Here is a 23,837-nt window from a genome sequence, read left to right on the forward strand (position 1 = left end):
TTTTGCATCCTCCTTATTTGGATGTATCGACTGTTTGACGATAGCGAATAAAAATAATAACTGCTAAAACAAAACCAATGCCTGCAATAACAGTATCTAATAACATAATACCATGGGGATTACTATTAGCGATTTTACCAGAAACAACTGGAATAGCAAAGGAAGCAATACTTCCGAACGTATAAAAAATACCTGTAATAGTCCCTTTACCAGCTGGGAACATTTCTCCCATCACAGTTAAACCTAACTGCATAACCCCACCAGCTGCAAAAAATCCTACCAAGACTGCCCCGATTGTTAACACTGCCGGTGTTGGGAATAACCACATCGCAGTGATTGCTAAGAATGAAGCCAAGGTATATGGTAATACTAAATTGACTGGACGAACTTTAGCAGCAACAACAGCCGTTACACCCACACAAACCAATGAACCTGTAGAATAATATGAAACAAGTAATTTAGCAGCATTTTCTGACATAGAAGCAACTTCTTGTCCATAGACAGCAATGTATTGACTAATCAAATAAAATGTTGCTTGAGAAATAAATCCGTAGATAACAAAAGCAACACCTTCAATGTGCATTTTAGGTTTACTTTTAAATTTCGTAACAGGCGCTGTGTCAACTTCAGCTCCCTCTTTTTCTGCTGCTTTATTGTCTGCATCTGGAAATGGTAATTTTAACAAAAAAATCGCATTGATACATAACAAAACTAAACATACGATAAACGACCAACCAAACCATAAACCACTGCTGCCTAAAAATGCAATCAAAAATGGTAAAGCGAATTGACCGATCTGTACAGCTGCTTTAATCAGTACACTAGCTGTTCCAGCTGTTTTAGGAAATGATTCCATCAAAGCTGGATAGGTCCCTGAATCGAGGCAGGAATTAGCAATTCCCGCAATTACTCCAAAAGCCATTGCGACTGGAACACTTGGACTAAAAAGAATTCCTACAAAAAATAGAGCATAAATCACCATTCCAAGATAAACAAATGGTTTACGACCAAATTTATCAGATAGCCAACCTGAAATTAAAATCGCAACTAATCTTCCAATTCCAAGCATTGCAACAACTCCTGACACTCCCTCTATATTCGTATGCCACTGTGTTGCTAACGCGTCTTTATTTTGCATAATGATCAGAACGCCCATCCCATGAACAATATAATTGATATACAGCCCTAACGCTGTTGGTACATACTTGTTTTTCATTTGTTTCTCTCCTGTAAGTTAATGTCTTTTTAATCTTTGAATAGTAGCTCTTTGATGTAGTCGACAGGCATATCTTCACCAGTAAAGTGTTTAAATGCTTCTGCTCCTTGATACAACATCATGCCAAGACCATTGATTGTTTTTTTTGCTCCATGTTCACGGGCAAATTTTAGTAGTTTTGTTTCTTTTGGAATATAAACAACATCGAAAACAACTAAATCTGGACGGATAACTTTTGGATCATTGATTAGACTTTCCTCTTGTAGAGGTTTCATACCTACACCTGTTGCATCTATATAGATACTACTTTCACTAATTGATTGTTTAAAAGCTACCTGATCGGATAAATCAGTTAATGTTGCAATACATTCAGTATTCTTGTTAATTTTTTTTACAGTTTTTTCAGCATTTTTATAGTGCTGATCGCTAATGTTAAAAATCCGTAATTCTTTGGCACCATCCAATGCAGCTTGAATTGCAATAGCCGTTCCTGCACCTCCTGCACCTGTCATCGTCACAATCTGATTCTTGATTTCTACGCCTTCTTCTTGCAGTGCGCGCATTGCACCAGTACCATCCGTTACATGTCCAACTAAATACCCTTTTCCATCTTTATTTGTTACTGTATTAACAGCACCAACTAATTTGGCAGCCGGCGAAAGTTCATCTAAATAAGGAATGATTGCTTGTTTATTTGGCATAGATACATTAGAACCTCGAATTCCTAACGCCCGAATTCCTTGAACTGCCTCTTCCAACTCTTCATTTCCTACTTCGAACGCCATGTAGGCATAATCTAAACCTAATCTAGCAAATGCCTCATTATGCATGGTTGGCGATAGACTGTGGCGAATCGGTGTTGCAATCAAACTGATCAATAGTGTGTGTCCGTCAATTCTTTCTGTCATGTTAATTCCCTCACTTTATTTAATCTGCGTTGCTTGAAAACTTTTTGTTTGTTCAAATAGCATTTTTTGTGTTCGAGTATTTTCTAACACTTCAATTGTTTTTAAAATGTCACGAGCTTCTCTTGTACCTTCCATGATTCGTCTAGCTACTTTACTATCTCCCATGTTTAAAAGAACGGTACCATTGCTCCTAGCATAATGATCTAATTCACGAATCATTGGTGCCTCTGCACGCATTCCAAGACATACAAAACCTAAATCAAACGATAACTTGATTATTTCTCCATCCTTTTCAACTAAGAAACTATTTTCTCTAACTTCTGTTAATTTAGTTTCTACATGAACTTCTACCCCAAATTTTTCGACAATTTCCATCATTGAGAGTTTCGTAATCAAGTCCAAATCTTTTCCAATTTCACTTTGCATTTCCACGATACTTACTTTTTTAGCCCCACGTTCAGCGTAATACTCCACAACGTCCAGCCCAACAGCACCACCGCCTATCACAACGATTTCTTTACCTTCAAATTCTTGGAATTTTGACATATCCTCTAAAATATCAAAAATAGAGAAGATTTTTCTGTTTGGATTGTCTAATTGTTTTTTCAATCCATTGATTGGCGGTAATAATGGTTTTGCTCCAGTTGCATTCACAATGATATCTGGACCAATTGCTTCAATATCCGCTAATGAAGCTGTGTGGTTTAGATGAATCGCTAAATTGTCTAATTCTTTACAACGATTGATTTCATAGGTAATAAAATCATCGATTCTTTTTTTATCTGGGAATCTAGCAATCTCATGCCCCAATCCACCTAAATAACCTTTTTGCTCAAAAAGCTCAACACTAACACCAACTTCTGCTGCTGTTGCTGCTGCTTCAAGACCCGTTGTTCCTCCCCCGATTACAACCATTTTCGTTGGATGTAAAATAGGTTTCATCTTGTACTCATCTTCATAATGTAGATCAGGATTAACTGTACAACGCATTGGTCGAGCTTTAGCAATTCGGTGATCCGCACAGCCAATATTACAAGAAATGCATTTTCTTAGTAAGTCTTCTTGTCCATTCGCCACTTTATTGACCCAGTTGGGTTCAGCAATCAAACCACGACCCATTGCCAATAAATCAGCATCTCCTGCTTCTAGAATCTCAGTAGCTCGTTTTGGACTACGGATATTTCCTGATGTAACTGTAATTTTATCTGGATAACGTTCTTTAACGGCTTTAGACATATATGCTCGCCAGCCATCTGCCAAATTCATTTTATCGATTTGATAGTGTAAACTGTCATTTAACGCCGCTGACACATTTAAAATATCGACTTCATCCGCAAAATAGCTCAATATCTCAATCGTGTCTTCTAAAGTATTACCTCCTTCTAACAATTCATCCGCACTAAACCTAAGAGAAATTGGAAAAAATGGCCCTACCGCTTTTCTAACGGCTTCAACTACTAATTTAGTCAAACGCGCACGATTTTCCGCATTTCCACCAAATTGATCCGTCCGTTTATTGTATAAAGGGGATAAAAATTGGCTTAGAAGATAAGAATGACCTGCGTGAATTTCTACACAATCAAATCCAGCCCGTTGTGCTCTTAAAGCCCCATCCGCATAACGATCAACGATTTCGTAAATTTCCTCTTCCGTTAATGGACGTGGTATAGGGTTGCCTCTTTTTGAAGGAATGTTTGAGGATGAAACCGGTTGTTCTCCTTCTAGACGTAAACCATAAGCTGAGGCACCCGCATGATTGATTTGAACCGAGGTACAAGCCCCATATGCATGCATTTTTTCGTTAAAATGCCACAACCCTGAAATATATTGATCATTGTCCATTCTTAATTGACGGGCGCCATTGGTTCCCATAGGATAGTCGATACACACATTTTCTAACGTGATTAGACCTGTCCCTCCCTTGGCTCGTTGTTCATAATACGAAACATGCTGCATACTGAATGTACCATCCATATTAGCGAAGTTGGTTCCCATAGGTGGCATGACAACACGATTTTTTAAAGTCATACGTTTCACAGTTAATGGTTCAAAGATTGCTTGATAATTATTCATGATTGCCTCCTCATTTTAAAAGCGGAACAAATCTGTTAGTTCTTTAGAAAAATTAGTACAGAAACATTCTATTTTATTGATCGTTTATCTATTTCCTTAAAGATTGATTTGTACAGCTGGATAACAATTAAAACGTTGCAGGCTCGTTTAGCTCTTAAAGTAAAGATTGAATCGCATTTTTCTCTCATTCTCACCCTTAGAGCAGATCGTATTGCTTGTTTTATAATTGTTACTTTATTCACAAATGTTATGAACTTATTTTAATTCAAGATATCGATAAACTCCAATGAATGTTTTTTATGTTTTCGATAAATAAAATTAATAGGTTAGATAGGAAATGATTTTACACTTTTTAATGCATCTTCTCATGTTTATTGATAAACTGTGCTTATGAATGAATGACAAGGAGTTTTATATATGAATTTAAGACAATTAGAATTTTTTAGAATGTTGGCAGATACTCAACACATGACGCATGCGGCAAAATTATTAAATACAACACAACCGAATTTAAGCCATTCTATGTCTGAATTGGAAAAAGAGTTAGAGGCTCAGCTATTTGAAAAAAAAGGGAGAAATATTCAACTGACAAAATATGGGAAATTTTTCCATACGTATGTTTCAACTGCTTTAGAAGAGTTAGCTAAAGGGGAACGAGCATTGAAAGAATTAGTGAGTCCAGAAAAAGGACTTATAGATTTTGGGTTTATTTACACTGCTGGTTCTCTATTAGCACCTATGTTGATGAAAGAATTTTCTGCCTATCCTGGGAACGAGGAGATTAGGTTCAATTTATTTCAAGGAAATTCTTCAGATATGACTGATTTGCTCTTAAAAGAAGAAGTGGATATTGCTATTACCTCAAAGTTAAAAGAAGATGAACAACTCAACTACGAAATTTTAACAGAGCAAGAAATCGTTTTGGTTGTCCCTTTTGACCATCCATTAGCCACTTATGACAGTATTTCATTGAAAGAAACAAGTGATTATCCATTTGTTTACTTTAATAAAAGAAGCGGTTTGCGTCCCTATCTTGATAAAATGTTGACTGCTGCTTCTGTCACACCTACCATTGCCTGTGAAGTAGAAGAAGATCATACCATGCTCGGTTTTGTTGCCCATGATTATGGAATTGCTTTAATGCCAAAAATCCCTTCGATTTCAGCTTATAACGTAAAATCTATTCCTCTTATAAACAATTTCTTCCCGCGTTATATTTATATAGCAACTAAAAAAGACCATTTTCTTTCACCCGCTGCACTCCGTTTTAAAGAATTTGTTATTCCCCTTGCACAAAATATGTTTTATCAGTAAAAAGAGGCAGGGACATAGCTCATAGAGTTATGTCCCTGCCTCAAGGAATCCGAATAAACGGTGGGCGTAGAAGCAACTCCTTCTTATTTCTCGGAGTTAAACACTTCGGTCCCAACCTCTTTTTATTATTTGTTTATCTCAATGAAAAACACTTTTAAATAGTTACCTTCTTCAAAATATTGATTTGTTTTAAAATCATCCGGTAATTGATATGTTTCTTTAAATTGATAGCCCACTTGTTTTTCTTCCAACGCTTGAACAATCATTTTTTTATATTTTTCTAAAGAAATATTTGCGGCATTTGTTGAAGCAATCAACAAGCCTTCTTTTTTTAAGATGTCAACAGAGTCCTTGACCAAGTCTCCGTAATTTTTTGCAACGGAAAAAACTTTTTTCTTATTTCTGGCAAAACTTGGCGGATCAAGAATGATCACATCATAGCTTAGTTCTTTACGGCTAGCATACTTAAAATAATCAAAAACATCCATTACTATGATTTTTTGATTTTCCACTGCTAAATGATTTACTTCAAATTGCTCTTTTGTTTTTGGTAAACTACGTTTTGCTAAATCCACACTTGTTGTTGTGCTTGAGCCTCCCATCGCACTTGCTACTGAAAACGCACCAGTATAGCTAAACATGTTCAATACAGTTTTTCCAGCAGCAATTCCTTCAACTAAACGTCCTCGTACTTCTTTTTGATCTAGAAAAATCCCAGTCATTAACCCATCATTTAAATACGTCGCATACCTTACACCATTTTCACAAACTAAAAGTGGCTCAGGTGCATCCAAACCAAATAATTTTTGAGACTCTGGTAGTGAATTCGTAGAAAATCGAATTTTTTCATAAGCACCTTTGATTTCCGGAATACTTTTTCTAAAAGCTTGGACAATTTCAGCTTTTTTTTGATACAAGGTTTCATTATACCAAGAAAAAACAGCAAAATCGTCATAACGATCAATAATCAAGCCTCCCAATCCGTCCCCTTCTCCATTAAATAAGCGGTAAGCAGATGTTGACTCATCTTGTTCATATTTATTTCGATTAGATTTGGCTGTTATAAATAAATTTTCTAAAAAAAGTGAATCTACTTGTCCCTGCCAATTTACTAGCCACCCGATTCCCTTATTTTGTTCACCTAGATACCCCGTCGCAATAAATTGGTCTTTATTATCAACAAACCTAACCCAACTATCTGAAAATACTTTAGGTAGGTTGAATAAGTCCTCCCTTTGAACAAGAGGATATCCTCCTTTAAATTTTTTTTCAGATTTTTTTGTTACTATTATATTCATTTGCGGTTACATCCCTTATCCAAATTTAATTTTTTAAAAGCAACTGCTCAGCTGCTTGACTTCTCATCATTCGCTAGTATATCAAATAATGAGTCATCTGTCGTTAGCTTTAATAGATAGATATACGTTCTATTATATTAAGAAAAGTAAAATTTTGTTAACTTTTACTCGCTCCTACTTGATTTAAATTGACATAGAATTGCAGAGAGAGTAGAATTAAAAGAGTATATGAAAAGCGCTTGAAATTTTTTCATTCGCTTTCTCTTAGATCTGATTTTAGAAAGGATACGTTTACTTTGAATATTATAAAAAAACTGCATATGCCTAAGTTTTTAGACACTCGGCTAGGACTTTTCGGGGTAGTTGCGGTGTTGATTTGGCTAAAAAATATTTTTGCTTACACCGTCGATTTTCATTTAAGAATTGAAAATGCTTTTGAGTATTTCATTCTTTTCATTAATCCGATTGCCTCTACGTTTTTCTTATTGGCAGTTGCACTCTATGTAAGAAGAAAGAAAGCTTCATACATTACCATGATGCTCATTTATTTCTTAATGTCTCTACTATTATTCTCGAATGTTGTTTACTACAGAGAGTTTACTGATTTTATTACTGTCAATACTATGCTTGGTGCTGGTAAAGTTGCTAGTGGACTTGGTGAAAGTGCCTTACGCCTATTCAGACCTTATGATGTGATTTATTGGCTTGATTTTATTATTGTAGGTATTTTATTGCTGACTAAAAAAATCAAGATGGATGAACGTCCAGTCAGAGCTCGTGTTGCTGTGTCAATCAGCATGTTGTCTGCTTTGTTTTTTGTAGCAAACTTAACACTAGCTGAGACTGCTCGTCCTCAATTATTAGGCCGCCAGTTTTCTCGTGATTATATAGTAAAGTTCTTAGGTTTAAATGCATTTACTGTTTATGATGGCGTTACGACTTATCAAACCAACCAAGTTCGAGCTGAAGCCAGTGAGAATGATATGGACGCTGTTTCTGATTATGTCAAGGGACACTATGCTGCCCCAAATCCAGATACATTTGGAATGGCTAAAGGGAAAAACGTCATTTATATTCACTTAGAAAGCTTCCAACAATTTTTAATCGATTATAAACTAAAAGACGAAAAAGGCGCTGAACATGTAGTAACACCTTTTATTAATAGCTTGTATCACAGTAACAGTACTTATAGTTTTGATAACTTCTTCCATCAAGTGGGACAAGGTAAAACAAGTGATGCGGAAACAATGTTTGAAAATTCATTATTTGGTCTAGATCAAGGTTCTCTGTTCACCCAAGTTGGTGGTAAAAATACTTTTGAAGCCGCTCCTGCTATTTTAGGTCAAGAAGCAGGCTACACAAGTGCCGTTTTCCATGGAAATGCTGGTAACTTCTGGAACCGTAACGAAACTTATAAACATTTAGGGTATAATTACTTCTTTGATGCTAATTACTATGATGTCAATGAAGATAATTCATTCCAGTATGGATTGCACGACAAACCATTTTTCCAACAGTCTACACAATATTTGGAACGTCTACAACAACCGTTTTATTCTAAATTTATTGCTGTTTCAAATCACTATCCATATTCTCAATTCACGAATAATGAAGCTGGATTCCCCATCGCTGACACTTCTGATGAGACAATCAATGGCTATTTCGCAACAGCAAACTATCTTGATAAATCAGTCGAAGAATTCTTCAATTATTTAAAAGCTTCTGGTTTGTATGATAACTCAGTAATCGTCCTTTATGGTGATCATTATGGGATTTCTACATCTAGAAATGATAACTTAGCAGAATTACTTGGAAAAACAAAATCAACTTGGAACGACTTTGATAACTCTACAATGCAACGCGTTCCTTACATGATTCATATCCCAGGTCAAACAAATGGCGGTATCAATCATACTTATGGTGGTCAAATTGATGCTTTACCTACCTTATTACATTTAATGGGAATTGATACAAAAAACTATATTCAAATGGGACAAGACTTGTTCTCTAAAGAAAATTCTCAACTGGTTGCTTTTAGAAACGGAAACTATGTGTCACCGAAATATACTATGCTTGGTTCTAGTATCTATGAAACGGCGACTGGTCGTTTGCTAGAAGAACCAACTGAACAAGAAAAACAAGAAGCAAAAGATCTGAAAAATAAAGCAAACTTACAGCTTCAAATGTCGGATCAAACAACCAATGGTGACCTATTACGCTTCTATACAAATAGTGGATTAACTCCAGTAAATCCAGATGATTACAACTACAAAGATCAATTAAAACAATTAGAGAAAATCGAAGATGACAAAGGTAAAAAATCAACAAGTGTCTACAGTAAAAATAATAATACCTCAACCGTTGACAAGTACCGCACTGAGTCATACCAAGATTATCTAAAATCTGGAAAGTAACACAGAATAATCATGAAAGCTTGAGTAAATTACTCAAGCTTTTTTATATCTTATTCATAATTAATTCATATTCTTCTTTTATACTTGATTTAGTGAGGTGAATATAGTTGAAAAACTTACGTTACGCTTTTGCTAGCGTTTCTTACCATAAAAAAATTTCATTTAGCATAGGTGCCTGCTCTGCTTTTTTTCTATTTTTATTAACTGGTATTTTGAACCTAAGAGATATAGAAAAATCGTTTTATGATCAAATAGGTACTATGGTCAATAACACGGAGTATCATATGAACTACCGAAAAATCATGCAAATGTACTCTTCTATGTATTTCATTACCTTATTTATTTGGATAGTACTCATTACATTATTAGTATTTATTGCATTGAAAATAAAAAATCCAGACATGATGAAATGGCGTATTATGGGCTTTTCAAATCATTTCGTTATCAAACAATCAATTATGGAAAGTATTATTCCTATACTTGCAGGAGTCATTATTCTAGCTTTATTTCTTATCGTTTGTCAGCATACATATGAATACATTTTGATCCGAATTAGGCCCCTTCTTGCAAATGGAATGGGTATTAAACGGATTTCACTTTTCTCTTCGCAAGTGCTTGTTGAAAGCACACCGAATCAAGTAATCAATACAACTGGAGAGACACATTTTTTATCTATGAGAATAAGCAGTTTAGCACCTTCAACAATTTTTAAGGCTTTTTCAAAAAATTGTCTTCTTCTATTATCCATTACGACTGGAATCACCTTATTTTCAACATATTTTCTTTCAAAGAAAACGAAAAAAGTATTTAGGATGTGAGTAAATGAATTTTCCTTTAGCAAAAAATTGGACTGAAGAAAGTTTTCAAGAATTATTCCAACAACAACATATGACAGTTGTTTTAGAAGATCAGAGCAATATCCAAGCGGATTTTTACTTCCTAATTGATAAAACATTTGCTATGAAACAGTCAATGGCTATTGGCTTTATTCTATCTGAAAACATTTTTTTGCCCTACCTTTCAATAAGGGATAACCTCTTTGTTGGTTCCACGATTAGAGAAAAAGATAAAAAGAAAATGCTTACCGACCTATTCGATTATGTAGGACTTACTACAAGTGTCTTAAATAAGTCTGAAGATGAGTTCACTTCCTTTGAACTAGTCAAACTTCAACTAGTTCAACTCATCTTAATAAAAAAAGATATCATTATTATTGACGACATTTTTCAAGAGCTTTCCATTAGTCAAAGACAAGAATTGTTACCATTACTCCAAAAAATAGCAAAAGAAAAGCAAAAAGCCATTCTAGTTTTGACTAACGATATTCAAATCGCTGAAAGTCCGTATATGGATAAAATCATCAAAACAGCATAAAAATACCAGTTAAACAGAAAATGTTTAACTGGTATTTTTTATGCCTCACCTTCTATTTCAACGTCAGGAAATGAAATAGTAAAACGAGTTCCTTTATTTTCCTGACTTTCTACACTGATTTTTCCTTTGTGAAGACGAACTAACTGTTGAACGATAGATAAGCCTAATCCTGATTCACCGTACTTTGTATTTTTTCTTGATGGATCAACTTTATAATAACGATCCCAAATATTTTGTACTTGTTCTTCAGTCATACCAATGCCAGTATCAGAAATCGTAATGATTGTCTCTAGATACCCTTTTTGTAAATGAACTCGAATCTCTCCGTCTTGGGTGAACTGTATCGCATTTTGAATAATATTGACCATAATTTGAACGAAGCGATCATAATCGGCATATACATCAATTGCTTCATCAGCCTCCAGTATAAGCTTGTCATTAGCAGATTCGGCTTTACCTTCTAATTGAGTAAGAATATCTTTCAGTGTTTCAGTTGCATCGAATTTTTTTACTACGATACTGATTTGATTGGTTCTAATTTTTTCATAATCTAAGTTTTCATTAACGAGTCTGATTAAACGTGACGTTTCATTTTGCATAAGTTTAATCGCATTTTCTCTTTGTCCTTCCGGAATCGCATTATATTGCAAGCCTTCCAGCAAACCATTAATTGTTGTCAATGGCGTTCTCATCTCATGAGAAGCATCTGCCATAAATTGACGACGGCGGTCTTCTTGGCGATCGATTTCTTCTCTGGATTCTTTTAAGGACTCAGCCATTTTATTAAAATCTTCTGCTAGATCATCAAATTCATCTTTATCATGTGTAACAAGTTTGATATCAAAATTGCCGCTAGTTATCTCCTTCGTTGCCTTTCGCATACGATTGATTCTCTTCACTTGAAAGCTAGCAAAGAAATAACTTAAAATCAAGCCTACTATACTAGAGATAATAAACCCTTTAAATAAATTAGCTGTTATTGCATCCACACTATCAGAAACGTTTTTGGCTGGTTGTGTAATAACTAACGCACCTATGATTATATTTTCATTTTGGGCATTCGTTGTGCTAACTGGCATCATCACATAAGATGACATATGATGATTTCCATATATATCTTTGTTGATTGTTGCGTATTCCTGTTGCCCTTCCATTAGAGCGCGCCAGTTATCTTTGATTACTGAATCATCTAATTTTTTTTCTGTATTCAAAGGATATTGAACTTCCATATTTTTGTCATAAAAAACAAACTGAACATCTTGGTTGCTTAGAAAACCTTCGAATAAACTAAATGATGTGTTCCAGATATCTTGATCGGTCATTCCAGGGAGTCTGCTGATTGAATCCTTTGTCTTCCATGCTGATATGGCATAACCTCGAAGTTGCTCATAGTTATTGTCCTGCAACGTTTTTTTAGTCAATTGAGTAAAAGAGGTACCAACAATCAAAATGATCAAAATGATCACACCCCAAAAAGCTAGAAGTTGTTGATATAAATATTTCATCTATGCTACTCCAGAATCGTCAAATTTATACCCTACACCCCAAACAGTTTGAATTACTTGCGGCCCTACTTTTTCAATTTTTTGACGCAATTTTTTAATGTGTGCATCTACTGTACGCTCATCACCAAAGTATTGATAATCCCAAACCATTTCAAGTAACTGTTCTCTTGAAAAAACCTGTCTTGGTTTTTTTGCCAATGTATAAAGCAAATCAAATTCTTTAGGCGTTAAACCATCAATCAATTTATTATCCAAATAAGCTTCTCTGGTCTTTGTATTCATCTTAAAGTGATCTGTTTCAACATCGAATTTATCATCCGAACGCTCCGCACCATCAGGAGTATGCTCTCCAATCTCAGAGCGACGGTGTAATGCTTTGATCCGTGCAATCAACGTTAATGGACTAAACGGTTTTGTCACATAATCATCTGCACCCATCTCTAGTCCAATCACTTGATCACTTTCTGAGTCTCTCGCTGTTAACATAATGATTGGAACTGTATTTGAAACTTTGCGGACTTCTCGACAGACTGCCATACCATCCATCGTTGGTAAATTCAAATCTAGTGTAATCATATCCCATTTTTCAGGATTTTCTAAAAAGGCATCTAACCCTTCTTTACCATCATATTTAAAAGTAGCCTCCCAGCCCTCATTTAAAAAAAACATTTGCATCATTTCTGAAACTGATTCATTATCTTCTATCATCAATACATTCATTATCTACTCGCCTCTTTCCTTCAAGTTTAACGTCATTTATATTATACTCTAAAAATCCGCTAGCACCAATAACTTCTATCTTTCTTCAAAAAAGCTTTGTGTTTTATTCAATTTTTGATAAGATTAACGATGAAAGGACGTTGAATATTCATGGAAAATATACAAGCAGTTGCTTTTTTTGATTTAGATGGGACATTATTGAATGACAAGTCACAAATTACAACAGAGATAACTGAGGCAATCACTGCTTTAAAAGCGAACAATGTCTTGCCGCTGATTGCAACAGGCCGAACAATAGTAGAGATTGAACCTATCATGAAAGACAGCGGGATTGATTCTGCAATCGTTATGAATGGTCAGTTTATCCAAGTGGAAGGAAAAAAAGTTTATTCCGATGAGTTCACCTATGATGAGTGCTTAAAGATGTATGAACATGTCAAAAGTTTAGGGCACGAAATTTCGTATTATAATGATCAGCAAATTTGGTGTTCTGGCCACAATGAGACCGTAGCGAATGCATACGCGTTTATTCATTCAACTGTTCCTGCAATAGATCGTTCTAGCCTAAATGGGAAAACAGTAAACATGATGTTAGTCTTATCTGAAGATGGTGATGAACATTATTTAAAGCATTTCCCAGAAATGACATTTTACCGCAATGGCCCATACTCAATCGATACGGTTAGAAAAGGCGTTTCTAAAGGCAGCGGTGTCAAAAATCTCTTTAAAACATTGAATTTGCCTAATGTTCCTACTTTTGCCTTTGGGGATGGGATTAATGATCTTGCTTTATTTGAAGTTTGTGACAATAAAATAGCTATGGAAAATGCTAGAATTGAACTCAAAGAACGCTCTAGTTTCATCACTAAAAAAAATACTGAAGGCGGAATCGTCCATGCCTTAAAACACTTTGATTTGATTTAATACATTGATTATATAAAAAAATCCCACTTCTTATTTAGAAGATGGGATTTCTTTTTTATGTCTTTTTTGATGAACACAGATAATGGTACCTGTCACTTGAATCAGTAAGAGAAAAAGTAAAATTGCACTTAAACCTAAATGTCCTTGATCGAAAGTTCTTTTTAACAATACAAGTAAAATCAGACTGCTTACTGAATAAAGTGACCATTGCTTATCCATAATATCTAGACCCCTTTGGTTTGTTACCTATAAGGATAGGACTTTTAATTAGAAAAAGCAAGCATCTTTTAGATATCTGTGAAGTTTCCAACAATTTTTTAGTGTTTCTTTATCATTCTAAGGAAACTCTAAATATTGTTCCTATAATTTTTTATTAGTAATGTACACTATTCATTTCAAACAACAGAAAAAAATGATACACTATTTTTGTTGCAACTTTACTATAAGGAGTTATTGATCTATGAATGAAGAAAAACAATCAAATATACAACTTATTTTAGATACATGTTTAATGGCTGGTAAAATCATGACAGAAAGTGGCTCCGAGGTTTACCGTGTTGAAGATACAATGAACCGAATTGCTGAAAATGCTGGTCAAAAAGAAAGTGTTAGTTATGTTACTGCGACTGGACTTTTTATGGGATTCCGCTCTAGTAACTACACTCAATTAGAAAATGTTACAGAGCGTAGTATCAATTTAGAAAATGTAGCAATCGTGAATAACCTTTCCAGAAAATTTGCAGATAAAGAAATTTCTTTAGAAGAACTTAATTTAAAACTTACAAATATCAATCATGAAGCGCCAACTTATTCAGTTCCTTTGCAAATTGTTGCAGCTGGACTTGTCAGTTGTACACTCATGTATATATTCGGTGGAACGTGGAATGACTTTCTGGCTACCTTTGTTATTGGAATGATAGGCTTTAGTATTGCTTTTTTTACAAAAAATTGGCTAAATATTAAATTTTTAGACGATTTTCTGGCGGCCTTTACAATTGGTCTGTTAGCTTATTTGGCTGTAAGATTTCATTTAGCTGGCAATATCGATAACATTATTATTGGCGCTGTAATGCCACTTGTCCCTGGAGTTGCGATCACAAATTCATTTAGGGATATTTTAGCAGGTCACTTATTAAGTGGAACAGCTCGCGCAACTGAAGCAATATTTGTTGCTGGTTCTATTGGCATTGGTATTGCTATCGTATTTAAACTATTTATGTAAGGAGACACGAATGTGGAAGTTGTTATTCATTGTTTATTTAGCTACCTAAGCACAGTTACTTTCGGGATCGTTACCAACGTTCCTAGAAAAGTTTTAAATGCTTGTGGTATTACTGGGGCTGTTGGTTGGATGATCTATTGGTTCACTAAAAATATGGAAGCAGGAGGTATTTTTGCAAACTTCCTAGGTGCTATCGGCATTGGTCTGTTAAGCATTTATTTTTCACGTAGAAAAAAAATGCCTATGACGATTTTTAATATTCCGAGTCTTGTTCCCTTAGTTCCTGGAGGTCCAGCTTATCAAGCCGTTAGAAGTATTGTTTTAGGTGAATACGTAAGTGGAATTCATTTTATCATAAAAGTGATCATGACTGCTGGAGCAATTGCCGCTGGCTTTATGGTTACGGAAATCGTTGAACGTTTGTTAAAAAATTTATTGGATAAAAATAAGACCATGCTAAAGAAATAAACGATCGTTCTAGTAATTCTTCATTACTGGAACGATCGCTTATTTTAATCAACCGATATTTCTTCTGCTTCTTCTTCAAAGAACAACAATAAATCTTGTAAGGTCAATTTTTCTTTTTCTGATTTATTCAAATCTTTAACGATTTTCCCTTTTTGTAATACAATCAATCGATTACCATAATGTAAGGCGTCTTCCATACGATGTGTAATCATTAAACAAGTTAACTTTCCTTCTTGAATACGTTGATCTGTCAGTTGCATCAATTGTTTGGACGTTTTAGGATCTAAGGCTGCTGTATGCTCATCTAAGAGTAGTAAATCAGGCTTAGTCAAGGTTGCCATTAGTAAACTCAATGCTTGTCTTTGCCCACCAGACAGATTTCCTGTTGGTGTATCTAAGTGATTTTCTAACCCGTTTCCGACCTCACTGCAAATTTTGGTAAATAATGCTCTCTCTTCATTAATTTTACGTAACCGCAGCCCTCGCTTTTTACCTCGATACATGGCTAATAATAGATTTTCAGCAACTGTCATTCTAGGAGCTGTCCCCATTTTTGGGTCTTGAAAAACGCGAGATAAATATACGGCGCGTTTTTCTTCAGAATAAGCAGTAATGTTCTGTTCATTGATAAACAAATCACCTTCACTTAATGTTACTGTTCCAGCAATGCTATTGAACAAAGTACTTTTTCCAGCACCATTACCACCTAACACAGTTACAAATTCGCCTTGATCAATTTGCAGATTTACATGATCTAAGATCATTTTTGTTTCATTCAAACCATTATCAATATACTTTGTTGCGTTTTTAAGTTCTAAAACTGTACTCATTTTTCCCCCTCCTTTTGTGGTAGAAAATGAAGATTCAATGCCTTTTTAAGCTGTGGAATCATTAAACATGCAGCTAAAATCACAGCTGAGAAGATTTTTAAGTAGGTCGTGTCAAACCCAAGTTTGATGACAGCTAAAATTAGTAATTGATAAATAATGCTTCCAACAACTATTGCCACCAAACGCTCTGCAAATGTCAATTCACCAAACAACACTTCGCCGATAATAATTGATGCCAAACCAATAACAATTACACCAGTGCCTTTATTGACATCCGCATACCCGTCATTTTGAGCAATCAATGCACCTGATAAGGCAATCACACCATTTGATAATGTTAGCCCTAATATTTTCATTGAATCTGTTTTAATGCCAATTGATCGTGCCATATGCTCGTTATCACCAGTTGCAATATATGCTTGACCCAAATTAGTATTAAAGAAAAATAGTAATAAGCTAATAATAATCACTAGAAAAATCACGCCTAAAAATACAATATCGTAATAATTGGGTAAATTTAACTGTAAGAAGAAATCTTGGATTTTTGGTTTATTCAACAAAGATAAATTTGGTGTCTGCATTACATACAGAATCACTGAATTCAAACCCGACATCACTAAAATACCCGCCAATATCACTGGGATTTTCCCTTTGGTAAATAGTAAACCTGTCACGAGTCCAGCACACATCCCTGCTAACACACCCAGTAAAGTTGCTAAAATCGGATGGAGTCCAGAAGTAATTGCCGTAACACATACTGCTCCTCCTAACGGAAAAGATCCTTCCGTTGTCATATCTGGAAAATTCAAAATACGATACGTCATGAAAATGCCTAATCCTAATATTGCCCATAACATTCCTTGTCCAATTGCTGATACTATCATGTTATCTTCTCCTTATGTCTAGTCTATGATCTTTGCATTTGATTTGATCTTTTTAGGAATCGATATCCCTAGTTTTTCTGCTTGTTTTTGATTAATGATGATATCACCTGTTTTAAAAGTATAAATTGGCGTTGTTGCAGGTTTACTTTTCCCTGACAAAATATCTGCCGTCATTTTACCTGTTTGAACTCCTAGATCAAACTGATTAATCCCTACTGTAGCCAATCCGCCCTGTTCTACCATTGTATCAACTGATGGAATAATTGGTGTTCTTGACTTATTTGCTTCATTGACTACGGTTTGCATCGCATTCGCAATAGTATTATCTGTGGGAATATAAATAACATCGACCTCACTTGTCATTACTTGAACGGTTTGCGCAATTTCATTACTAGAAGGAACAGCAAAGGTTTTTACAGACATGCCTTTTTTTTCAGCAACTTTTTTAGCTTCTTCAACTTGATATTTTGAATTTTCCTCAGAAGATGCATAGAGAATTCCAACTCTTTTAGCTTGCGGCAATATTTCTTTTACTAGCTGGAATTGAGCATCAACTGGTGATTTATCACTTACACCTGTGATATTTCCACCTGGCTTTTGATTGTCTGTTATTAATCCAGCACTCACAGGATCAGTGATCGCACCTAGGATAATCGGTATTTCAGATGTTGTATTCGCAAGCGCTTGAGCGGCTGGTGTAGCGATCCCTATTAGGACATCCGATTTTTTTTCTTGTACTAATTGTTGACTCATCGTGGTCAATTTACTTTGATCCGCTTGTCCATTTTGAAAAGCAATCGTCATATTTTTGCCATCTTCATAGCCTTTTTCTTTCAAACCAGCTTGAATTCCCTTATAAATTTGATCCAAAGCGGGATGACTTACAAATTGTAATACCCCAACTGTGGGTAATTTTTGTTTGGCTGTTTCTTTCTTTTCAACAAAAAACGATCCAATTAAAAAAATAATGATTATTATTACAACAATTCTTAAGCGATTCTTTCTCATATATTTTCCTCCTAATTTAAAAACTGAAAAGCTAGATAATACATAAAAAAACAACGACAAATCCTACTAAAGGAGCGGTCGTTGTTTTATAAACAAAAACCACATAGATCATTTATCTATGCGGTCAAAAATTCATCTTGAAAAAGCCGACATAGATACAAAATTTAGAATTTGTCTTCTAAAGTTGTATCTATGAGAGTCTCATATATACAACTATCTACGCCAGTTTTGCCATGAATTATTCAATTCTTTGATTGGTTTTGATAGTCGATTCATATAATCACTCCTATAGTTTTTGTAATAAAGCTAGTTTACACTAAAGAGAATTTGTTCGTCAAGTCTAAAAATGTTCTAAACTAAGAATATTTTGAATTACATTTTTATTTTTGAGATTTTTTTAAGTGTTTACGATAGCTCCAACTATCCTTATTTTCTTTAAAAGGATAAAAACCCAATTGTGTGAACATTTTTTGAGACGCTATGTTCCAGTTGAATATTTCGCTAACTGTAATGAAGTTTCGTCCCAACTTCTTAGCTTTATAAATAAAGTACTTTGTGACAATTCTACCAATACGACGATTGCGAAAGCTTTGATCGATCACAATAGCATAATCATCTTCTGCTAGCCACACATCCCCTATTATTTGGGAACCGTTGTCGCTAGTATACTCAATGTAATAAAGTAAACCATGTTCATTTTGCCATTCGTACATCTGTTTGATTTGTTCTTTCGTATATATGATTTTTATACCAACAATATTACGCATACTCTCTGGATCTTGATACCATTTTAATGACTCTGCTCGAATTTTATCAAAAGGAATCAAACGTACATTTTCGTTTAACCGAACTTTTTTTGGCGTATTACGATTGAAAGAGGACTCAGTATTAGGCTGAGTCCTCTTTTTTAATAAATCGATCGCCAAAGTCCGCCACTTAGCATTTGTCACGTCGTTCACTTCTTACATATACACGCTGTAATCTAGGTTTCATTATAAAAAGTCCTAATAAACTGAATAGAATTAATTCTCTCATATCAAGCCCTTCTTTCTAAAAATTGATTTATTGCGCTACTGAATCAGCTTCCACAGATTGTTCTAATGTTTGGTCAAGTGGTTGTTCTTCCTCAACTGCTTGTTGTCCTTCTTCTGTTGTTTGAGTAGTCTCGGTTGTCGACTCTGTTAAAGCTGACGTTGACGAGGCAGGCGGTTGAATACTTTGTCCTACGCTGGATAATGGCAACTGATTTAAAGCTGGAATAAGCATCGTTTTTGTATCAAGACTTGCATCAACAGATATTCTATTTTTCTCTTTACCATTTTCAAAAAAGACAATCGTTACTTCATCTTTCTTAATATTATAATTATTTTCAATTTTCTGTGCCTCGTAAACAATTGGATAGATGTAAATACTATGATTAAACTCTTTCATTTTTTCAGAATTTTTTAGTACATCAATAACTTTTCCATACGTTTTTCCGCTTGGTACTGAAAACAAAACAGTCATTGCGGTTTTTTCACTGATTTCTTTATCTGCAGTTTTAGCATCTAAGAAGCTTGCTTTTTTTGCTAGTTTTTCTTGATTCACTAAAGATTTAATTTCTGAAGCTCGAATATTTGCTTGTACTCTGGGAACTACTATAAATAAACTTATAATAAATAGAACAATGACAGCTAAAATAATAGCAGTAAGCTTCTTCTGTCTATTTATAGACGCCACAAAATCGTCTTTGACATCAATAAAATTTTTTTTCATGTGTCCTCTCCTCTACTACTTATACTTCTATTATACTAGTACTTCATTCCTTTGCCTAGTATAACAAATAATGATTGCTTCATTATAAACAAAAAAAAGAATATTTCCTATACAAAAATATATAAATATTAAAAAACAACAATAATAAAATCACCTGTTGACAAAATAAATCCTCTAGCCTATACTTTCTTTAATGATGAATAAATTAAAATACGATGAAAAGAAGAGTACTGTTTTTATAAAATTGATGAGAGAGTCTCGGTTGCTGAAAAGAGATAATTTAAAAAAATAGGAAGATGGTCTTTGAGTAAATGTTGGGAGCGCCCATTACAGCGTCAAGGTATCGATGAATAAAATCCGTACCTATAGAGGAAAATCTTGTAAGAGATTTTCGAATGAAAGGTGGTAACACGAGCAGTCGTCCTTTACTTTTGCGAAAAAGTATTGGGCTTTTTTTGTATTTTTCACAAGTCTGACAAAATAATGGAGGTACATTTATGACAAAAAAAAAGCACACAGTTCCTTTTCGTTATGATACTGTAGGGAGTTTTCTACGCCCAGAAGCCCTAAAAATCGCACGTGCAGCATTTGCTAATGGGGAAATTTCGAAAGAAGAATTAACTAAAGTTGAAGATCAAGCAATCATTGACTTGATTGAAAAACAGAAAAAAATCGGATTACAAGCTGTTACTGACGGTGAATTTCGCCGTCGTTGGTGGCATTTAGACTTTATTGCAGGATTAAATGGCATCACTGTTTATGATTTTCAAACTACTGCTTTTGGCATTACAACAGATGCTCAAGGAACTTACGTTAGTGGGCGATTATCATTTTCAAATGATCACCCTTTTCTTGAGCATTTCCGTTTTACTCAAAAACATGCAGCGCCAATATTAGCCAAACAAACGATTCCAGGTCCTAATATGATTTTTTTAGATTCACTGATTTTGTCAAAACAATACAATGAAAATCCGATTTATGATTCTTTAGAGATATTCAAAAAAGATTTAATCAAAACCTATCAAGAAGCCATTCAAGCATTCTATGATGCTGGATGTCGTTATTTGCAACTTGATGATACAAGCTGGGGCGGATTGTTCGATGATCGTTTCCGCGAAATGATTAAGAATAATGGCTTAGATGCCGATCAATTACTGAGTGATTTTCAAGAAGTGACAGAAAAAGTATTAGAAAATAAACCAGATGATTTAGCTGTTACTTTCCATTTTTGTAAGGGAAATTTCCAGTCTCATTGGCTTTATAACGGCTCTTATGAAAAAATCGCAAAAAACTTATTTTCTATCGAAGCTTTTAATGGTTTCTTCTTAGAATATGACGATGAGCGTTCAGGCGGATTTGAACCCCTTAATGAATTGAAGCAGCAACGAATCGTTCTAGGCTTAATTACAACAAAAAATGGTCAATTGGAAGAGCCTTCCACTATCATTAAACGAATCAATGACGCTAGTCAATTTGTTCCCTTAGATCAAATTTGTCTGTCACCACAATGCGGATTTGCGTCCACTCATGAGGGAAATCATTTGACAGAAGAAGACCAATGGAAAAAAATCGAACTGGTAAAAAAGATTGCTGAGACTGTTTGGCAAGACGCATAAAATAAAAAGGAGGCAACAACATGTCAACTATTAAAGAGATTCCATTTCGTTACGATCAAGTAGGTAGTTTTTTACGACCAGAAACATTGAAAAGAGCAAGAGAGAATTTTTTAAATAAAACGATTTCTGCCGAAGATTTAAAAAAAATTGAGGATCAAGCAATCATTGAACTGGTCAATAAACAAATCAAAAATGGTTTAAAAGCTGTAACTGATGGTGAATTCCGCCGAAGTTGGTGGCATCTAGATTTTCTTTGGGGCTTGAATGGTGTTGAAAAGACAACTCCTGAACGTGGTTATCAATTTAATGAAGTAGAAACAAGAGCGGCTTCTTATCAAATTACCGATAAGGTCACTTTCAATTCAAACCATCCATTTTTTGAAGCTTTTACCTTTTTAAATGAGCATACACCTGAAGGAATCATCGCTAAAGCAACCATTCCTTCCCCAACACTTCTATTTAATCGTAAAAGTGATACATTCATGTACGCGAGCTATTCCGATGAAGCTGTTTTTATCGAAGATTTAGCTAAAGCTTATCATCAAACCATTTTGAAGTTCTATGATTTAGGCTGCCGCTATCTGCAGTTGGATGATACGTCTTGGGGAATGTATACTGGTTTTATTGAAAAGGCTAAATCAAAAGAAGAAATCACGCACTGGCAACATCAATGTGAAGCTGGCGTTTCCGTAGTAAATAAATTGCTTGAAGGTCTACCAGAAGACTTAACAATCACAATGCATGTTTGCCGTGGTAATTATAAATCTGATTGGGCTATTGCGGGACCTTATGATCACGTTTCTTCTTATTTAGCACGCTTAAATATTGACGGTTATTTCTTAGAGTATGACGATGACCGCTCTGGCGGATTTGCACCATTAGCACAAATCTATAAAAATGGTCCTGCTAAAAAGGTTGTTCTTGGTTTAGTCACTTCTAAGTTTCCTAAATTAGAATCTGAAAATAGTTTGACCAAACGAATTACTGAAGCTGCAACATACATGCCACTGGATAACCTTTGCCTTTCACCCCAATGCGGGTTTGCTTCTACCGAAGAAGGCAATCATCTAAGTGAAGATGAACAATGGGCAAAAGTACGACTGGTCGTTAATACCGCAAAATCGGTCTGGAATGATGCTTAAAAAAAGATGTTGGAACAAATGTGCTTAACTCTAAGAAATAAGAAGAGTACTTCTGTATCCACCATTCTTCTAGATTCTTTGAGGCTGTGATCTAGCTCGTAGAGTTAGTTCACAGCCTCGTTTTTATTTATCTATTTACCGAACGAGCCATTCGATTGATGGTATGTCGCATTCCGCGAATCGCAACCGACATTTCATAAATATTTTCAACTGGAGCCAATCCACCATAACCAGCATCACCAATGTGTTGAATATCTACTCCACAAATTTTATTAGTCAAAGCAATTTGGCGAATCGTTTCTTTATTCGCACTTTCTTGACTTGTTCCGATCGCTGACATTGTTAATAAATCATACTTTTTAGCAATTGCGACAGCTGCCTTCATATCTTCTTCTGTAAAACCTTGGACTGTTCCTACCGCGGGCAGTAATAAAATATCCGCTCCAGCTTTAGCATAAGCTTCAACAGCCTCAGTCGACACAACCGGCTCATCAGAACCCGCACTATGCATTTTCCCAGCAATAATCAAACCGGAAAAATTTTCTTTTGCAACTTTTACTGCTTTGGCAATTTCTGCATTAGTTACTCCGGTTCCTGGATTTCCAGTCAAACAAATAAAATCAATTCCCAGTTTTTCTGCTCTTTGAATCGTTTCTTTGGAACTCGTACGACCGTTACTAATTGTTAATTTATCACTAAACATTGCAGATGAATCATCTACTGGTTCCAAATTCACTCCAATGGGACGTCCTACTAATTCTTTTAAAATAGGAATTGGATTAATTTTGTTTTTTTCTGGATTTTGCCAATAGTTCATTACCTCTTCAATGGACATACCAGGAATGCCTTGTACGATTGGATTGAAGCAATCAAAGACGTTTAACAAAATCAAATCTGCTCCAAATGCCGCCGCAACTTCAGCATTACTAATATCGCCGGCTTGCGGTGATGCTATAACAACATTTTCAGACAGTATTGTCCGCCCCTCACTCGCTTTGATCGACTGCTTCAATTCCTCTGCTGTCATTTTTGCTACTTCACTATAACTGGCACTGATCAATCTTTTTACCATATTGGTTCCTCCTCGTAATAAAGATAGTTTTATTATACTAAATTACAAAGGAAAGCGCAGACATTTCCTAGATAGATTAATCAATTTCACATTA

General features: G+C 34.9%; 22 protein-coding genes. 9 read left to right on the plus strand and 13 right to left on the minus strand.

The genetic code is table 11. The annotated features are described in order from the left end of the window. Positions 1–13 precede the first annotated feature (13 nt). Genes AC4BB5_RS09945 through AC4BB5_RS09955 form a run of 3 tightly spaced genes read right to left on the minus strand, consistent with a single transcriptional unit; the run spans position 14 to position 4,197 of the window. Positions 14–1,216, minus strand: coding sequence for an MFS transporter (locus AC4BB5_RS09945; protein ID WP_490456000.1), 1,203 nt, complete (start codon positions 1,214–1,216; stop codon positions 14–16). Between the two features lie 29 nt (positions 1,217–1,245). Beyond that, positions 1,246–2,124 carry a shikimate dehydrogenase gene (locus AC4BB5_RS09950; RefSeq protein WP_490456001.1) on the minus strand — a complete coding sequence of 293 codons (879 nt, stop codon included), beginning with the start codon at positions 2,122–2,124 and terminating at the stop codon, positions 1,246–1,248. 15 nt (positions 2,125–2,139) lie between these two features. Further along, positions 2,140–4,197 (minus strand): oxidoreductase, encoded by a 2,058-nt coding sequence (locus tag AC4BB5_RS09955; RefSeq protein WP_490456002.1) that lies wholly within the window; start codon positions 4,195–4,197, stop codon positions 2,140–2,142. Between the two features lie 417 nt (positions 4,198–4,614). On the opposite strand from AC4BB5_RS09955, the gene AC4BB5_RS09960 reads away from it, so the two are divergent. Further along, the gene (locus tag AC4BB5_RS09960) at positions 4,615–5,511 is read left to right on the plus strand and encodes a LysR family transcriptional regulator (RefSeq protein ID WP_490456003.1); all 897 of its coding nucleotides are present in this window, start codon (positions 4,615–4,617) and stop codon (positions 5,509–5,511) included. 125 nt (positions 5,512–5,636) lie between these two features. On the opposite strand, the gene AC4BB5_RS09965 is transcribed toward AC4BB5_RS09960, so the two are convergent. Next, a complete protein-coding gene (locus tag AC4BB5_RS09965; RefSeq protein WP_490456004.1) occupies positions 5,637–6,809 on the minus strand; it encodes a class I SAM-dependent rRNA methyltransferase in 1,173 nt (390 codons plus the stop codon). Between the two features lie 320 nt (positions 6,810–7,129). On the opposite strand from AC4BB5_RS09965, the gene AC4BB5_RS09970 reads away from it, so the two are divergent. The 3 genes from AC4BB5_RS09970 to AC4BB5_RS09980 all read left to right on the plus strand — a co-directional run bounded on the left by AC4BB5_RS09970 (position 7,130) and on the right by AC4BB5_RS09980 (position 10,597). Then, on the plus strand, positions 7,130–9,223 hold the full coding sequence (locus AC4BB5_RS09970) for an LTA synthase family protein (protein WP_490459056.1): 2,094 nt from the start codon (positions 7,130–7,132) through the stop codon (positions 9,221–9,223). Positions 9,224–9,330: 107 nt separating this feature from the next. Next, positions 9,331–10,041 carry a hypothetical protein gene (locus AC4BB5_RS09975; protein WP_490456005.1) on the plus strand — a complete coding sequence of 237 codons (711 nt, stop codon included), beginning with the start codon at positions 9,331–9,333 and terminating at the stop codon, positions 10,039–10,041. Between the two features lie 4 nt (positions 10,042–10,045). Further along, positions 10,046–10,597: a hypothetical protein gene (locus AC4BB5_RS09980; RefSeq protein ID WP_490456006.1), complete on the plus strand. Its 552-nt coding sequence runs from the start codon at positions 10,046–10,048 to the stop codon at positions 10,595–10,597. A 38-nt stretch (positions 10,598–10,635) separates the two neighbouring features. Here the strand turns inward: AC4BB5_RS09980 and AC4BB5_RS09985 are convergent, their stop codons facing one another. Both AC4BB5_RS09985 and AC4BB5_RS09990 read right to left on the minus strand, forming a co-directional pair. Continuing rightward, positions 10,636–12,102, minus strand: a complete 1,467-nt coding sequence (locus tag AC4BB5_RS09985) for an ATP-binding protein (protein WP_490456007.1) — start codon at positions 12,100–12,102, stop codon at positions 10,636–10,638. Next, a complete protein-coding gene (locus tag AC4BB5_RS09990; protein WP_490456008.1) occupies positions 12,103–12,822 on the minus strand; it encodes a winged helix-turn-helix domain-containing protein in 720 nt (239 codons plus the stop codon). 150 nt (positions 12,823–12,972) lie between these two features. Here AC4BB5_RS09990 and AC4BB5_RS09995 point away from each other — a divergent pair, with 150 nt between their 5' ends. Continuing rightward, positions 12,973–13,746 (plus strand): Cof-type HAD-IIB family hydrolase, encoded by a 774-nt coding sequence (locus tag AC4BB5_RS09995; RefSeq protein WP_490456009.1) that lies wholly within the window; start codon positions 12,973–12,975, stop codon positions 13,744–13,746. A gap of 30 nt (positions 13,747–13,776) precedes the next feature. Here the strand turns inward: AC4BB5_RS09995 and AC4BB5_RS10000 are convergent, their stop codons facing one another. Next, positions 13,777–13,965, minus strand: a complete 189-nt coding sequence (locus tag AC4BB5_RS10000) for a hypothetical protein (protein WP_034701337.1) — start codon at positions 13,963–13,965, stop codon at positions 13,777–13,779. A 241-nt stretch (positions 13,966–14,206) separates the two neighbouring features. On the opposite strand from AC4BB5_RS10000, the gene AC4BB5_RS10005 reads away from it, so the two are divergent. Both AC4BB5_RS10005 and AC4BB5_RS10010 read left to right on the plus strand, forming a co-directional pair. After that, positions 14,207–14,968, plus strand: coding sequence for a threonine/serine exporter family protein (locus AC4BB5_RS10005; protein WP_490456010.1), 762 nt, complete (start codon positions 14,207–14,209; stop codon positions 14,966–14,968). Between the two features lie 12 nt (positions 14,969–14,980). Further along, entirely contained in the window at positions 14,981–15,436 is a 456-nt protein-coding gene (locus tag AC4BB5_RS10010; protein WP_490456011.1) for a threonine/serine exporter family protein, read from the plus strand. A gap of 44 nt (positions 15,437–15,480) precedes the next feature. On the opposite strand, the gene AC4BB5_RS10015 is transcribed toward AC4BB5_RS10010, so the two are convergent. The 5 genes from AC4BB5_RS10015 to AC4BB5_RS10035 form a co-directional block, all read right to left on the minus strand. Beyond that, on the minus strand, positions 15,481–16,266 hold the full coding sequence (locus tag AC4BB5_RS10015) for an ABC transporter ATP-binding protein (protein ID WP_490456012.1): 786 nt from the start codon (positions 16,264–16,266) through the stop codon (positions 15,481–15,483). Next, the gene (locus AC4BB5_RS10020) at positions 16,263–17,150 is read right to left on the minus strand and encodes an ABC transporter permease (protein ID WP_490456013.1); all 888 of its coding nucleotides are present in this window, start codon (positions 17,148–17,150) and stop codon (positions 16,263–16,265) included. The genes AC4BB5_RS10015 and AC4BB5_RS10020 overlap by 4 nt, the downstream gene beginning before the upstream one ends. Positions 17,151–17,168: 18 nt before the next feature. Then, on the minus strand, positions 17,169–18,158 hold the full coding sequence (gene trpX / locus AC4BB5_RS10025) for a tryptophan ABC transporter substrate-binding protein (RefSeq protein WP_490456014.1): 990 nt from the start codon (positions 18,156–18,158) through the stop codon (positions 17,169–17,171). Positions 18,159–18,538: 380 nt separating this feature from the next. Next, complete coding sequence (locus AC4BB5_RS10030) at positions 18,539–19,108, minus strand: GNAT family N-acetyltransferase (protein ID WP_490456015.1); 570 nt, start codon at positions 19,106–19,108, stop codon at positions 18,539–18,541. Positions 19,109–19,220: 112 nt separating this feature from the next. Further along, complete coding sequence (locus tag AC4BB5_RS10035; protein ID WP_490456016.1) at positions 19,221–19,913, minus strand: hypothetical protein; 693 nt, start codon at positions 19,911–19,913, stop codon at positions 19,221–19,223. Between the two features lie 497 nt (positions 19,914–20,410). Here AC4BB5_RS10035 and AC4BB5_RS10040 point away from each other — a divergent pair, with 497 nt between their 5' ends. Next, entirely contained in the window at positions 20,411–21,529 is a 1,119-nt protein-coding gene (locus AC4BB5_RS10040; RefSeq protein ID WP_490456017.1) for a 5-methyltetrahydropteroyltriglutamate--homocysteine S-methyltransferase, read from the plus strand. A 20-nt stretch (positions 21,530–21,549) separates the two neighbouring features. Next, positions 21,550–22,671, plus strand: coding sequence for a 5-methyltetrahydropteroyltriglutamate--homocysteine S-methyltransferase (locus AC4BB5_RS10045; protein WP_490456018.1), 1,122 nt, complete (start codon positions 21,550–21,552; stop codon positions 22,669–22,671). Between the two features lie 127 nt (positions 22,672–22,798). On the opposite strand, the gene AC4BB5_RS10050 is transcribed toward AC4BB5_RS10045, so the two are convergent. Beyond that, entirely contained in the window at positions 22,799–23,743 is a 945-nt protein-coding gene (locus tag AC4BB5_RS10050) for a DUF7916 family protein (protein WP_490456019.1), read from the minus strand. Between the last annotated feature and the right edge of the window lie 94 nt (positions 23,744–23,837).

Source organism: Enterococcus sp. AMC1252 (assembly GCF_058216515.1).